The 13,712-nt window shown below is 39.7% G+C and carries 14 protein-coding genes; 9 read left to right on the top strand and 5 right to left on the bottom strand.

Annotated elements, in window-relative coordinates; all coding sequences use genetic code 11:
• Positions 1-3: 3 nt before the first annotated feature.
• Positions 4-1,236: an HD domain-containing protein gene (locus FEK29_RS09150; protein WP_138258123.1), complete on the bottom strand. Its 1,233-nt coding sequence runs from the start codon at positions 1,234-1,236 to the stop codon at positions 4-6.
• A gap of 195 nt (positions 1,237-1,431) precedes the next feature.
• Here FEK29_RS09150 and porX point away from each other — a divergent pair, with 195 nt between their 5' ends.
• From porX to FEK29_RS09125, 5 genes are all read left to right on the top strand, one after another.
• Positions 1,432-2,976, top strand: a complete 1,545-nt coding sequence (gene porX, locus FEK29_RS09145; RefSeq protein WP_138258122.1) for a T9SS response regulator signal transducer PorX — start codon at positions 1,432-1,434, stop codon at positions 2,974-2,976.
• A gap of 5 nt (positions 2,977-2,981) precedes the next feature.
• Positions 2,982-3,392 (top strand): tRNA (adenosine(37)-N6)-threonylcarbamoyltransferase complex ATPase subunit type 1 TsaE, encoded by a 411-nt coding sequence (gene tsaE / locus FEK29_RS09140; protein WP_138258121.1) that lies wholly within the window; start codon positions 2,982-2,984, stop codon positions 3,390-3,392.
• A gap of 464 nt (positions 3,393-3,856) precedes the next feature.
• The gene (locus FEK29_RS09135; RefSeq protein WP_193554885.1) at positions 3,857-4,522 is read left to right on the top strand and encodes a hypothetical protein; all 666 of its coding nucleotides are present in this window, start codon (positions 3,857-3,859) and stop codon (positions 4,520-4,522) included.
• Positions 4,523-4,618: 96 nt separating this feature from the next.
• Positions 4,619-5,818, top strand: coding sequence for an alanine dehydrogenase (locus FEK29_RS09130; RefSeq protein ID WP_138258120.1), 1,200 nt, complete (start codon positions 4,619-4,621; stop codon positions 5,816-5,818).
• Between the two features lie 64 nt (positions 5,819-5,882).
• The gene (locus tag FEK29_RS09125) at positions 5,883-6,272 is read left to right on the top strand and encodes a DUF4258 domain-containing protein (RefSeq protein ID WP_240042708.1); all 390 of its coding nucleotides are present in this window, start codon (positions 5,883-5,885) and stop codon (positions 6,270-6,272) included.
• Here the strand turns inward: FEK29_RS09125 and FEK29_RS09120 are convergent, their stop codons facing one another.
• A complete protein-coding gene (locus tag FEK29_RS09120; RefSeq protein WP_138258119.1) occupies positions 6,273-7,439 on the bottom strand; it encodes a proline dehydrogenase family protein in 1,167 nt (388 codons plus the stop codon). It abuts the gene before it with no gap.
• Between the two features lie 119 nt (positions 7,440-7,558).
• Between FEK29_RS09120 and aroB the strand changes: the two genes are divergently transcribed.
• Together aroB and FEK29_RS09110 are read left to right on the top strand one after the other, a co-directional pair.
• Positions 7,559-8,620 carry a 3-dehydroquinate synthase gene (gene aroB, locus FEK29_RS09115; protein WP_138258118.1) on the top strand — a complete coding sequence of 354 codons (1,062 nt, stop codon included), beginning with the start codon at positions 7,559-7,561 and terminating at the stop codon, positions 8,618-8,620.
• Positions 8,621-8,730: 110 nt separating this feature from the next.
• A complete protein-coding gene (locus FEK29_RS09110; protein WP_138258117.1) occupies positions 8,731-9,069 on the top strand; it encodes a hypothetical protein in 339 nt (112 codons plus the stop codon).
• 1 nt (position 9,070) lies between these two features.
• Here the strand turns inward: FEK29_RS09110 and FEK29_RS09105 are convergent, their stop codons facing one another.
• The 3 genes from FEK29_RS09105 to FEK29_RS09095 all read right to left on the bottom strand — a co-directional run bounded on the left by FEK29_RS09105 (position 9,071) and on the right by FEK29_RS09095 (position 11,356).
• Positions 9,071-9,586 carry a DinB family protein gene (locus FEK29_RS09105; protein WP_138258116.1) on the bottom strand — a complete coding sequence of 172 codons (516 nt, stop codon included), beginning with the start codon at positions 9,584-9,586 and terminating at the stop codon, positions 9,071-9,073.
• Positions 9,587-9,660: 74 nt separating this feature from the next.
• The gene (locus tag FEK29_RS09100; protein ID WP_027066901.1) at positions 9,661-10,140 is read right to left on the bottom strand and encodes an Lrp/AsnC family transcriptional regulator; all 480 of its coding nucleotides are present in this window, start codon (positions 10,138-10,140) and stop codon (positions 9,661-9,663) included.
• A gap of 106 nt (positions 10,141-10,246) precedes the next feature.
• Positions 10,247-11,356 (bottom strand): M14 family metallopeptidase, encoded by a 1,110-nt coding sequence (locus FEK29_RS09095; protein WP_138258115.1) that lies wholly within the window; start codon positions 11,354-11,356, stop codon positions 10,247-10,249.
• A gap of 147 nt (positions 11,357-11,503) precedes the next feature.
• On the opposite strand from FEK29_RS09095, the gene FEK29_RS09090 reads away from it, so the two are divergent.
• A complete protein-coding gene (locus FEK29_RS09090; protein WP_240042707.1) occupies positions 11,504-11,932 on the top strand; it encodes a hypothetical protein in 429 nt (142 codons plus the stop codon).
• Between the two features lie 313 nt (positions 11,933-12,245).
• Complete coding sequence (locus FEK29_RS09085) at positions 12,246-13,712, top strand: Gfo/Idh/MocA family protein (RefSeq protein ID WP_138258114.1); 1,467 nt, start codon at positions 12,246-12,248, stop codon at positions 13,710-13,712.

Here is a 13,712-nt window from a genome sequence, read left to right as displayed (position 1 = left end):
TTGTTATACGGCATCTTTGGGGTAACAGATATAATATTTGGTCACCGTTTTTGACAGGGCTGTAATATTCAAGTGATCCGAAAGTTTTGCTACATCTACGATTTTCCCATTTTTTCGTAAAATGTGGATGTTTTGGCTTTCTTGATTATAGGCCCTGTTCTCAATTTCCCCGGTGAATATAAAATAGGAGATTTCATCCTCCGTGGATAACCCGAACATCTTGGCAACCTTCTCCTTCCTTCGGGTCAATTTTCCCTTTTTGATGGGCTCTTTTTTAACTTTGATGTGCAGCAGCTTTCTATTTATCAACATTTTGCAAAGTGTAGAGAGCACCTTATCATCCTCTTCCTGCCAATTCTTTACTGCGGATAAAATGTCGATATCGTCCAACTTTGAGAACCGCTCCAGCACTTGAGCGTCAAATCTATCCCGATTAATATCATTTTGTAGAAAGAAAAGTAAAGAGTTGCTCCCATGTAATTGCCGGCCATTTTTGATCAAGAAACGCGCCCTCTTTAGAATACTGATCAGAATTTGCTCTGCCACCACCCCAGTCTTGTGTAAATACACTTGCCAATACATAAAACGGCGGGCCATCAAAAACTTTTCCACAGAATAAATACCCTTCTCTTCCACTACGAGATTACCACTGTCCACCACATTTAACATGGTGATGAGTCGGTCTGCATTGGTATTTCCTTCAGATACGCCCGTATAAAAACTATCCCTTTTGAGGTAGTCCAATCGATCCATATCCAACTGACTTGAAACCAGCTGATTCAAAAACCTTTTAGGATGTTTCCTTGTAAAAATGGAAATTGCCTCGTCCAATTCTCCGTTGAAAACCTTGTTTAGTTCTTGCATGAATTGAAGCGAAATTTGCTCGTGGCTAACCCCGTTTACGATACTATGTTCCATAGCATGAGAAAACGGGCCATGACCAATATCGTGCAAAAGAATCGCTCCCAGAAGTCCTTTTTCTTCCGCCTCCGAAATAGCTACACCTTTAAATCGTAGTACCCGAATCGATTTTTGCATTAGGTACATGCTACCTAAAGCATGGTGGAACCTGGTATGGTGCGCACCTGGATAAACCATATAAGAAAGTCCCATTTGCGATATTCTACGCAAGCGTTGAAAATACGGATGGGCTATCAGGTCAAAAATCAAATCGCTGGGAATCCTAATAAATCCGTAAATTGGATCATTGAATATGGTGAGTTTTTTGGGTTTCATTTAAACATTAGAAGTTGCATCCAATTTTCAAAGTTATGTAAATTAATAAGGTAATACCTTGTGGTTTGAATTGAGATGTGAAAAACGAAAAGTGAAAATTGGAAAGTGAAAAGTTAAAAATGGAAATTTTGAATTTTAAGATTTTCATTAACCAACAACTAGCAACCAAAAACGAATAACGAATTAGAATACTTAATGAACAAAATAAAAATACTTTGGGTGGACGATGAAGTGGACCTATTAAAGCCACACATTCTCTTCCTTCAAAATAAAAATTACGAAGTAACTACTTGTCAGAGTGGACAGGAAGCTTTGGAAGAATTGGAAAAAACACGGGTGGACATTGTTTTTTTGGACGAGAACATGCCGGGTATTTCAGGATTGGAAACCTTGAGCGAAATCAAGATTATTGATTCCTCATTGCCCGTGGTGATGATTACCAAGAGCGAAGAGGAATTTATTATGGAAGAGGCCATAGGCTCCAAAATTGCCGATTACCTCATAAAACCGGTGAACCCGAATCAAATTTTGTTGTCCCTTAAAAAGAGTCTGGACCATTCCAGATTGGTATCGGAAAAGACCACCAGTAACTATCAGCAGGAATTCCGGAAAATTGCCATGAACCTATCCATGGTGAATTCGTATGAGGAATGGGTAGAACTCTATAAAAAATTGATTTATTGGGAGCTTCAACTCGAACAAATAGAGGACAGTGGAATGTTCGAAATCCTGGAATCCCAAAAAGTGGAAGCTAACAACCAATTTGGGAAGTTCATCGATAAAAATTATGAAGATTGGTTCCACGGAGGCGATGCCCCGGTACTATCGCATACCCTTTTTAAAAATTGGGTAGCCCCCGAAATTAAGGATGAAAAGACACTGTTGATCGTAGTGGACAATTTGCGATACGATCAGTGGTACTCCTTTGAGGATACAGTAGGTTTGTTCTACAAAAAGACCAAGGAAAAATCCTATTACAGTATTTTGCCAACAGCTACTCAGTATGCCCGAAATGCGATTTTTTCAGGATTGACTCCTTTGGACATGGAGAAAAAATATCCAGATTGGTGGAAGAACGATACCGATGAAGGAGGCAAAAACCTTTATGAAGACAAATTTTTGGAGGCGCAATTGAAGCGATTGGGACTCGACTTAAAATGGGAATACCATAAAATTAGTAGTCTTAAGCAAGGGAAACAACTATCCCAGAACTTTAGATCCCAAAAAGATAATGACCTTACCGTAATTGTCTACAATTTTGTGGACATGCTCTCCCATTCCAAAACGGAGATGGAGGTCATTAAGGAATTGGCATCCAATGACAAGGCCTATCGCTCGCTAACACAAAGCTGGTTCAAAAACTCCCCACTGTTGGAAATCATCCAGCAGGCGCAAGGCCTAGGACTGAAATTAATCATTACGACGGACCATGGCACTATCAATGTAAAATCCCCGTCCAAGGTCATTGGGGATCGGGACACCAGCTTAAACTTGCGGTACAAAACGGGTCGGAGTCTTAGCTATGAGGAAAAGGACGTGTTTGCCGCAAAGGACCCAAAAAGTATTTTTCTTCCTAATATCAATGTGAGCAGTTCCTTTATTTTTGCCAAGAACGACCTTTTCTTTGCCTACCCAAATAACTACAATCATTACGTAAGCTATTACAGGAACACGTATCAACACGGTGGGGTTTCCTTGGAGGAAATGATCGTGCCTTTTATAGTTTTGGAGCCAAAATAGTCTTCATGGAACTTATTTATACCGAAAAGGAACTTCAGAAAACGGCAAATGCCATCCTAGCGGAATTTTCTACAAACATATTCGCCTTTTACGCTCCCATGGGTGCCGGAAAAACGACCCTGATCAAGGCCCTCGTAAAGGAATTGGGCGCCGTTGACGAAGTAAGCAGCCCCACGTTTGGACTGGTCAATGAATATGCAGATACCCATGGTAATCCGATCGCCTACCATTTTGATTTTTATCGATTGAAGGATGAAATGGAAGCCTTGGATTTTGGCTTGGAAGACTATTTCAATGTCGATGCCTATATTTTTATGGAATGGCCGGAAAAAATCCCATCCCTTTTGCCGGACAACGTAATTGCCATAAAAATTGAAATTTTGGATACAACAACCAGAAAGATATCCATGGTTTGATCAAGTCATTCGCACAATTACCTCCATTTTCAAAGAAAATCAACATCGTTTAGCAAAGGGAATTATTGTATTTTTTCGATGAAATACATGTATATCGATAAAATGTATATTTTTCACGACGAAATGCACAATTTTAACGTTTAAATGCATTTTTTTTGTCCATTATTTCTTACGTTTGCAGTAGAACAATTTGATTACTAACTAAAACCCCTAGTGAAAATGAAAAATAAAAGAACATTTCTTGCGTCCCTCGCATTAGGAGTATTTCTGTTAGGAGTTATTTCTCCAACAGTTCTAGACCAAAAGCCTAGTGTGGATAAACGATTAATTACCAAAACCGGGAAAAAGCAATAGTCTAAAATTTCAGTTTTGAAAATTTAACAAAAGGACAATCAATAAATTGTCCTTTTTTTCGTTGAGATATTTTAGCTTGTATTCCAAGCAAAGAAATATCGATGACGTAAATGAATAATTCAGAAAGAAAGCGAGCAAAGAGGAAGTTATTTTTAGACTCATTGATGGTCTTTTTAATTATAGCTTCTCCTTTCATCTTCAAACTTCACGAATATGTATCCACTGAAGAAGGGGCTACATTAAACATTTTAGGAATTGAAATAAATGATAATGGTTTTGCTAACTTAAGTGTTTACATATGGTTCATGTTAGGAAAATTAGTTCCATTATACCTTCTTTTAATATGGTTTTTTACATGTAAGCACTGGTGGTATCATATAATATTGATTCCTATTACAATGTATGCTTTTCAAATTTTCGAAGAGATTTATTCAGATGATTATTATATTGATACTGAAAACATCCTTTGGCTACTACCAATTTGTATGGTAATTATTCCTTTTGTTTATTTCATTAGAATTAAGCTTTATGACAAGTACGTACATGGTATCGACTTGGAAGCCATGGAGGCTGAATTGGAAGAGCTTAAAGAAAAAAATAGTAAAGACGGATATTCCTCAAAAGCTTCCCATGAAAATGACGTAGACGTAGCCGAAGATTTAAAACCCGAGTCGCTCTCCGAAGAAATAAACCGAAAACTTTCCACGGACAATATAGAGCAAGGCTTAAAAATCTTCCAGGACAAACTGCAAAACTGGTTCCATTTCAGGCTTTGACCATCAGGACATTTAGGTATACTGTTACGAAATCCATTTATCTAAAAATCGTACATTTGATTTAGGACGTATTCATCCTTTTTTAGATATGCCTCTATGAACCAACCAAGCTCTCCATTTAGTAAACAGCAATTAATACCCCAAGAGGAAACTCTTGAGGTCCTACGGCAAAAAGGGGAACTCTTTATAGGTATTCCCAAAGAAAATCAATATCAAGAAAAACGGATATGCCTCACTCCTGATGCAGTAAATGCCATTACTTCCAATGGTCATAGGGTACTTTTGGAATCGGGTGCCGGGGAGGGTGCCAATTTCTCCGATAAAGATTACGTAGATGCCGGAGGAGAAATAACCCGCGATACGAAAAAGGTCCTTTCATGTCCGCTGTTGCTTAAAGTGGAGCCACCTACCCTATCGGAAATAGCCTTGATCCATCCGCAGACTACGGTAATATCGGCCTTACAAATAAAAACCCAGAACAAAAGTTATTTTGAGGAGTTGGCCAAAAAACGGATAACGGCCATCGCTTTTGAATACATTCGTGACGAGGATGGCAAATATCCCGCCGTGCGCTCCTTAAGTGAAATTGCCGGAACTGCCTCCGTACTCATTGCCGCGGAATTAATGGCGGCCACCAATAAGGGAAACGGACTCATGTTCGGGAATATAAGTGGGGTTCCACCTGCAGAGGTGGTTATCATTGGTGCCGGAACTGTTGGGGAATATGCCGCAAGATCGGCCATTGGACTAGGTGCCAACGTGAAGATTTTCGACAATTCCATAACCAGGCTTAGGAATATCCAGACCAATTTAAAACAGACAGTCTACACCTCTACCATACAACCTAAAAACCTGCTCAAATCCTTAAAGCGATGCGATGTCGCCATAGGAGCCACCCGAGGTAAAGGTCGGTCTCCGGTCATTGTAACCAAGACCATGGTGGAACATATGAAAAAAGGTGCAGTGATAATTGACGTAAGCATTGATACCGGCGGGTGTTTTGAAACCAGTGAAATCACGAACCACAATAAACCTACCATTGAAAAGAGTGGGGTTTTACATTATGGTGTACCCAACATTCCATCTCGATATCCTAAAACGGCCTCTGTATCCATCAGTAATATTTTCACCCCATATCTCTTAAAAATTGGTGAGGACGGCGGACTTGAAAATTCCCTGCGTTTTGACAAAGGGCTGCGAAACGGTCTTTATATGTACCACGGCATCCTGACAAATAAATCCGTTGGGGATTGGTTCGACCTTTCCTACAGCGACATCAACTTTCTTATTTTTTAGAAATAGGACTCCAAGCTTTCGGTATTGGCAGTAAACCGCTAATTTTGCTCATCTAATTGTATCGATGACCATGTCTTTTTTAAAGCGATTGGGATTTTTTTTGGGCGGATTTGCCATCGGGATTCTATTTTTGGCATTGTTTTTACGAAAGAAATCGGACGAAACAGGAGTCAGTTTCTGTTACTTCCCCAATTGTAGAACCTTAAAGGACATTCGGTCCAAATCCTTGTACTACTCGGACGCCGTTCAGCGTCAACTTTCCGAAAAGGAATTGGATACCTTGGATATTGTTTTTCTTTTGAACGAAGGCACCGTGGATTTCTCAAAGAGCGACACAAAAAGTACGCCTTGCAAAACCTATTTTATCAAAGGAAAACAAAAAGACCAGCAACTGTCCGCTTGGGTCAAAAACTGCAGCGAGAAAGCCAGTATTGAGTCGGTCTCGATCGAGTAACTAGATTTTTCTTCGTTTTCGTTCCTTCTTCAGCAAGGAAAGCTCCCTACTGGTTTGCCCTGCAACGGACGTATTTTCCTCTGCCCTTCTGATGAGATACGGCATAACATCCCTCACTGGGCCAAAAGGTAGGTACTTGGCCACATTATATCCGTGTGCCGCGAGGTTGAAAGAAATATGATCGCTCATACCATAGAGCTGTCCAAACCAAATGTCCTTATGGTTTTTCTCCACTCCTTTTTCCCGCATCAATTCCATAAGTTTATAACAACTATATTCATTATGGGTACCTGAAAAAATCGACATATCCTCCAGGTTTTCCAGCATATAGGCAATGGTGGCATCAAAGTTTTCATCGGTGGCCGCTTTTGACTCACAAATGGGGCTTGGGTACCCTTTCTCCCTTGCCCGTTCATTTTCCTTTTCCATGTAGGCCCCGCGCACCACCTTGATTCCAATTTTGAAACCGTCCTTTTGTGCCCTTTCGTGCAAATCCCTTAAATAGGGCAATCTGTCCCATCTGTAGGTCTGCAGCGTATTGAAAACTATGGCTTTCTTCTTGTTGTACTTGCGCATCATATCTTCGGCAAGTTGGTCGGCAGCATCCTGCATCCAACTCTCCTCTCCGTCTATTAACAAGGAAACATCCAGGTCATGCGCCTTTTTGCACACTTTGTCAAACCTATTGATGACCCGTTGCCACTCGGCCTCCTCCTTTTCCGTTAATTTTCCGCCTTCACTTATTTTTTGATACAGGGCAAACCTTCCAAATCCGGTTGGTTTGAAAACGGCAAACGGTATGGCATCCTTTTCCTTTACAAAATCCAAGATTTTTAGGATCATCTCCGTGGCATTGTCCAACGGGTCTTCCTCATCCTTTCCTTCCACGGAATAATCCAATACGGAACATACTCCTTTTTCGAACATTTTATCCACCACAGGCATACAATCCGCCTCGTTGACGCCCCCACAAAAATGATCGAACACGGTGGCCCTAATGAGCCCTTCTACGGGTAGATGCGCCTTGATGGCAAAATTGGTCATTGCCGTTCCAATTTTGACCAAGGGTTCGTTGGCAATCATCTTAAAAAGAAAATAGGCCCTTTCTAATTCAGAATCTGATTTTAGAGAAAATGCAGTTGCGGTATTCTCAAAAATAGCGTCCATACGCGTACAATTTTTAAGGCTCCAAAGATAAAGACAGGATTTCTATTCTATTGAGTAAAATAACCTTTATTTTGCGCTCTTAAATAAAAGATTTTTGGTGTACTCGTAATTCCAATCCCATGCAGTCCATAGTATCAGATTCATATTCCGTCCATTTTGAAAGCAATGCATTTGAAGCCCTAAATTCCCATTTGTCCTCGCACAATTACTCAACCATTTTTATTTTGGTGGACGAGAACACCCATGAATTGTGCCTGCCCCAGTTTATGTCGGAAATTGCAGGGGACTATAATTTTGAGATTATTGAAATTGAATCGGGAGAGGCCAATAAGACTATTGAAACCTGTGTGGGGGTTTGGGAAGCACTATCAGAACTTGGTGCCGATCGTAAAAGTTTGCTCATCAACTTAGGAGGTGGCGTTCTTACCGATTTGGGTGGATTTGTGGCCTCGACTTTCAAGCGGGGGATAAAATTCATAAATGTCCCCACGACCCTCTTGTCCATGGTGGACGCGTCCGTTGGAGGAAAAACTGGTGTAGATCTTGGGCCTTTGAAAAATCAAATAGGGGTTATCAATCAGCCTGAAATGGTATTAATTGTATCCGACTTTTTAGAATCCTTAAACGAACGACAAATTACAAGCGGTTTTGCGGAAATGCTCAAGCACGGTCTCATACGAAATGCCGATTACTGGGAATCCTTAAAGCAGGTAAGTTCCCTTTATGAACTAAGAGATCATATTTTGCCATCCGTGGCGCTCAAAAATGATATCGTCTTACAGGACCCTACCGAACAAAACATCCGTAAGGAATTGAACTACGGACATACTTTGGGCCACGCCATTGAATCCTACTTTTTGGAAAACGAGAACAAGGAGACCTTGTTGCACGGTGAGGCCATTGCCATAGGCATGATTACCGAGGGCTACCTTTCCTACAAGCTTACTGGATTACCTTTGTCACAATTAGAAGATATAAAATCCACTTTTTTGAAGTATTATGAGAAAGTGTCATTCACGGCCAAGGATATTGACGCCATTCTGGAACTGTTGAAATATGATAAAAAGAACTCCCATGGAAATATCAATTTTGTCCTTTTAAAAGGAATCGGAGAAACCCAGATAGATGTAACCATTTCACCCGAATTATTTCAGGAAGCTTTTGCATACTACATGGAATAAATTCTACATATACTAAAACTACTGTTTCACAACTCTTTAGATATATCAATGCATTAAATAATTAGTTTAGGTTCAAGAATTAAGTATCACAGTAACCAACCTAAACTATTATGACCAGACGACTCATTGATTACAAAAAGTTAGACCATCATCTAGCCACTTTATTAATTGAAAAATACCCTTATGGATATGGGGATGAGGACATTATCGTATTCAAAAATGCAAGTGGTGAATTTGTGGAAGCGGTAGAACTGAGAACGGAAGATACCTTATACTTAGTGAAAATAAGTAAAAGTCTCTCCAACTTTATCGCCAATTTTGAAGATACCATAGAAAAGGAATTGGACAGAAAAACTGCGGCTGATGCTATTGAGGAAGATGAACAAATTATCCCTGAATTGGAGATGAACTACGAATCCGAAGACGAGGATTACTCAGACTTAGACTAGTCTACGCATATTTTTCCAATAGGATATTGGCGTGATGTTTTTGGTGTCCGCTAATGGCAAAACCCAATGCCGCAACACTCCAAGGAATTCCACTGGCAGTACCAACCCTGCCCAACTGGGTATTTCCAAGATTTTTAAAAAGTGTTATAGTCGCATTACGGACGGCTAAATACTCTTCAAGTATTTCCTCCTTGGTCCTATTAAGGCTATTGCTTTCCAAAATGTATGCATCCTGATCAAAACCGGGCAACTCAACCTTGTCATTTCTTGAGAATCTAAATGCCCTATACTGAAAAATGCGTTCCGTATCAATGATATGAATCAACACCTCCGCAACGGTCCATTTAGTATCGGCATAGGCATAACCTAATTTTTCCAAAGGAAGTTCCTTAACATAATCTAGAAACCACTCTTTTCCCTCGTAAAACGAATCCATGAGGTTGACATCTTCCAGGGTGTTGATATAGGTATCGTAAAAATTGGAGGAACCTAAGTTTGGAATTTCTGATTTCTTCATAATATGTGCCGATAGTTTGGTCAAAAAAGCCCAATCAGTTCTTGATCGGGCTTGGAAAAAGTGTCAAATAAATACTATAATTCATTAAAAATGGTATGCATCAATCGTTTCTTGTCGTTAAAACTTTCTTCCAACGAAATCATGGTCTCCGTTCTGCTGATGCCATCAATATCATCGATTTTGAAAATGATGTTTTTTGCGTGTGTGGTATCCTTCGCCCTAATCTTACAAAAGATATTAAACTTGCCCGTAGTGATATGGGCAATGGTCACGTTTGGGATTTGATTCAAACGTTCCAAGACAAATTTGGTTTGATGTGTTTTTTCAAGGAATATGCCCACATAGGCTATAAAAGCATATCCAAGCTTTACATAATCCAACGTGAGTGAGGAGCCCTTGATGATTCCTGCTTCCTCCATTTTTTTTACCCTGACGTGAACGGTACCGGCGGAAATCAGTAGTTTTTTAGCAATATCGGTAAAAGGAGTTCTGGTGTTGTCAATCAACATATCCAGAATTTGATGATCAATTTCGTCTAATTTTACTTTACCCATGGTTGATTTATTTTATGCAAAAATAAAAAATATTAAAAAGAATTATAATAAATATTACGTTTTTGTACGAAAATCGTAATGAGTCTAAACTTAACCAAAAATAATTTTATTGTTTGATCAAATCCGTGATTTTCTTGGTATTTAGCCAATTCAAATCTTGTTTGATTAAACAATCTTTGGTTATATGTCCAAAATATATATTTGGTTTATGTCCCTTTTCAGTTATCGTAGGTACAAATTTCACATTGTTATCCTCTAAAACTTCCTTGTATAGTAAGGAAATGCATTCCCCTTCCTGTAAGGATTCATCCAATATATGGGCATTTTCAACAAGAATATCGACAAATAGCTTATTGTTTTCCGGTATTTTAAAATAATTTTCTAATGGGTACGAATCCATTTTGTCATTAGCAATTGTATAAATAGCTTTATAAAGTGCCTGAAAAATCAAATCTCGCGTTCTCTCCCGTTGATAATCACCAGGGAAATGACCGGCTTCAAAAAGTATCGTAGGTATTCCTTCCATTTGAAAAGCATCCCCGACACAATTAGGATTGAAAGAATCGTCAAACCGACCTACCTGACCTGGAACCGATTTTTGTAGTTCCTCATTCATGGCCACTATAATTTTCATGGCGATGCCTCTTGAATCGGAATTATTTCGAGCCTCGTCAAATGAAGGCGCCAAAAAGGACACAGTGGCCGGACTTTTTATGCTGCCTACGTTAAAAATGGTCCGTTGATCGTGCAGGTTAAAACAATAGTCCGGTTTGAACGCTTCAAAAACTCTGCGAAGCACCTTGCTTTCTGGCTGCGACCTATGCTGTGCGTCCCTATTTAAGTCAATTTCGTTGGAATTTGACCTGGTGTAGGCCTTAGCGCCATCCGGATTGAGAATTGGAATAATCTGTAAAGTAACCTTCCCCAGAAAATCCCCGACCAGTGAGGGGCTTTGCTTTAATAGGTTTAGAAGATCAAGTACTGCTTTGGTAGTGGTAGATTCATTACCATGCATTTGTGACCACATCAATATACGCTTTGGCCCTTGACCAACTCTAACTCCATAAATTGGCCTATCTTTTACGGAACGTCCCAAAACCTTTAAATTAAACGAATTGCCCAGACCATTTAGGAATGCTTCGATATGTTGATTGGTTACGTACCTACCTTGAACGGATGTTACCTTGAAATTTAGATAGTCGTCTTTGTCCGGCATAATTTTTAATTTCGCTCAACGAAAATAATACAAACTATCTTAGAAATCCCAAATTTACTACCACCCCCTACCTATATGTTTATAGCTAATGGACAATTCGTGAAAGGCAAAACTCCTTGAAAAAATTTAACAAAAGTTTTTGTAGGCATGCTTCAATTCTTGGTGAATAAAAAGGACGATTTTGGTTATTTTGCACCCATGTTTAAAAGAGTACTTTTTGTTTTTATTTTGTTCATTGCTTTGGTCTCCTGTTATAGTCCAAGTAGGGATTGTCAGGCATTTAAAACAGGGGAATTTTTATTCGATTATCAAATTGGGGATTCCCAGAAACAAGGGCGGTTTATACGAGGTGAAAATTTCAGTGTGGATTATTATGAGAACAAAGTTGATAGTGCATCCATTCGATGGATCAATGATTGTGAGTTTGTACTTCAGGACTTGAAGAGCAAAGTAGGCATCCACTATAAAATCATCAAAACGACCGATAGTTCTTACACCTTTGAATATAAAAATGCCGTTAAGGACCCTAATCGAAAAGTCGTCGTAAAAACTGGTACGGCAGTCAGGTTAAAGTAATAAGTTTAAACTCAAGTGCTAGAATCAAGTTCAAGTGCAAAATTTCAACAAAAGATTACCGGTTCCTTTTTAATTATTTTACCATTTCACAAACTAACTGTTTCACTATCTCACCAATACACTATTTCACCAAATCATTATTTTTTTAGGTTTACATAGGTTACGAATCCCATCATCCCGGATTTTATCAAATCAAATTCTTGAATTTTAAGCAGTTTTATCAATTGTTTGAAATTTTGCTGGATTCACACCGAATTTAATTAGTACATTGAAATTCCATTACGATATTCATAAAATCAACCTTTTAAATAAAATGAAAAAATCAAGTAAACAAAATCAATCAATTAGCCGAAGAAGTTTTGTAAAGAAAAGTGCCATGGCCTCTTCCATATTCATTGTCCCAAGGAACGTTCTTGGAGGGCCTGGGTTCATAGCCCCAAGTGATCAGCTCAACTTAGCGGCCATTGGCTCTGGAGGTAAGGGATTTAGCGATATCACTAACGCATCAGTTAATGGTAGGGAACGTGTAGTGGCCCTTTGCGATGTAGATTTTTCCGGTTCTGCGTCCAAGGCTGTTGAAGCTTTTCCAAAAGCAAAACTTTACGATGACTTTAGGGTGATGCTTGATAAGAAAAAGAATATAGACGCAGTTACCATTTCGACCCCGGATCACGTACATGGACCTGCCGCCAAATATGCCATGGAAAGAGGTATCCATGTGTATGTTCAAAAGCCGATGACCCATAATATCAAGGAAGCCAGAAAGCTCACGCAAATGGCCAGGGAGAGCAAAATTGTTAGTCAAATGGGTAATCAAGGTGGTTCCAATCCTCTATTGGGAATGGTCCAAAAATGGATAGACGACGATAAAATAGGTGCTATCAGTAAAGTACAGATTTGGACAAACAGACCCGTATGGCCCCAAGGAATCCAGATGCCCAAGGCCGATGCCAGTCTTAAACCAAAGGATCTCAATTGGGACCTATGGTTGGGACCAGCCGAAGAGAGACCTTTCATTCCTAATTTGCATCCGTTCAATTGGCGAGGTTGGTGGGATTTTGGTACAGGTGCATTGGGAGATGTTGGTTGTCATTTGGTGGATATTCCTTTTAGGACCCTAAACTTGAAGTATCCAACGGCCGCTGAGTGTAGTGTCGGTTCTGTTTATACACAGATGTGGACACCGGATTATTATCCAGAAGGTTGTCCTCCATCCTCATTCATCACATTGAATTTTGATGCAACGGAGAAAACCAAGTCGCCCATTGAAATGACCTGGAGTGATGGAGGCATCAGGCCGGCCCATCCAGATATCATTCCGGCAAATGATGATATAGGAGGGAGAAACAGTGCCAATGGCGTTCTGATTATTGGAGAAAAGGGAATCATATCCACCAATATCAACGACAGTTCACCATTGATGCCAAAACTGTATCTAAACGATGGCACTACGGAATTTGGTCCAGAAGTGGAAGAAAATTTAGAACCAGAGTATGGGCACCAGCGAAAATGGGTAGACGCTTGTAAAGCGGGATTTGGAAGTGAGGAACACTTGGCCTTAACATCTTCCTTTGATTATGCGGGCCCAATGACGGAAACCGTACTTATGGGGAATCTCGCCATACGAAGCTACATGCTTAGAAAAGAAAATGAACAAGGCCAAATGGACTTCTATGCCCGCAAAAAATTATTATGGGACGGTGAAAATATGAGAATCACCAACTTGGAGGAAGCCAATCAATTTGTAGGAAGGACCTATAGGGATGGGTGGGAAGTATAG

The sequence above is a fragment of the Maribacter aurantiacus genome (assembly GCF_005780245.1).
Lineage (GTDB): Bacteria > Bacteroidota > Bacteroidia > Flavobacteriales > Flavobacteriaceae > Maribacter > Maribacter flavus.
The sequence above is the reverse complement of the archived record's forward strand: the minus strand, read 5'-3'. Positions and strand labels throughout refer to the sequence as shown.

Coding starts and splice junctions, on each gene's coding strand:
- FEK29_RS09120 (WP_138258119.1), bottom strand. CDS start 7,439: ATGGACGCTATTTTTGAGAATACCGCAACTGCATTTTCTCTAAAATCA.
- FEK29_RS09135 (WP_193554885.1), top strand. CDS start 3,857: ATGAATAATTCAGAAAGAAAGCGAGCAAAGAGGAAGTTATTTTTAGAC.
- FEK29_RS09105 (WP_138258116.1), bottom strand. CDS start 9,586: ATGAAGAAATCAGAAATTCCAAACTTAGGTTCCTCCAATTTTTACGAT.
- FEK29_RS09125 (WP_240042708.1), top strand. CDS start 5,883: ATGACCATGTCTTTTTTAAAGCGATTGGGATTTTTTTTGGGCGGATTT.
- FEK29_RS09085 (WP_138258114.1), top strand. CDS start 12,246: ATGAAAAAATCAAGTAAACAAAATCAATCAATTAGCCGAAGAAGTTTT.
- FEK29_RS09100 (WP_027066901.1), bottom strand. CDS start 10,140: ATGGGTAAAGTAAAATTAGACGAAATTGATCATCAAATTCTGGATATG.
- FEK29_RS09110 (WP_138258117.1), top strand. CDS start 8,731: ATGACCAGACGACTCATTGATTACAAAAAGTTAGACCATCATCTAGCC.
- FEK29_RS09130 (WP_138258120.1), top strand. CDS start 4,619: ATGAACCAACCAAGCTCTCCATTTAGTAAACAGCAATTAATACCCCAA.
- tsaE (WP_138258121.1), top strand. CDS start 2,982: ATGGAACTTATTTATACCGAAAAGGAACTTCAGAAAACGGCAAATGCC.
- porX (WP_138258122.1), top strand. CDS start 1,432: ATGAACAAAATAAAAATACTTTGGGTGGACGATGAAGTGGACCTATTA.
- aroB (WP_138258118.1), top strand. CDS start 7,559: ATGCAGTCCATAGTATCAGATTCATATTCCGTCCATTTTGAAAGCAAT.
- FEK29_RS09095 (WP_138258115.1), bottom strand. CDS start 11,356: ATGCCGGACAAAGACGACTATCTAAATTTCAAGGTAACATCCGTTCAA.
- FEK29_RS09150 (WP_138258123.1), bottom strand. CDS start 1,236: ATGAAACCCAAAAAACTCACCATATTCAATGATCCAATTTACGGATTT.
- FEK29_RS09090 (WP_240042707.1), top strand. CDS start 11,504: ATGCTTCAATTCTTGGTGAATAAAAAGGACGATTTTGGTTATTTTGCA.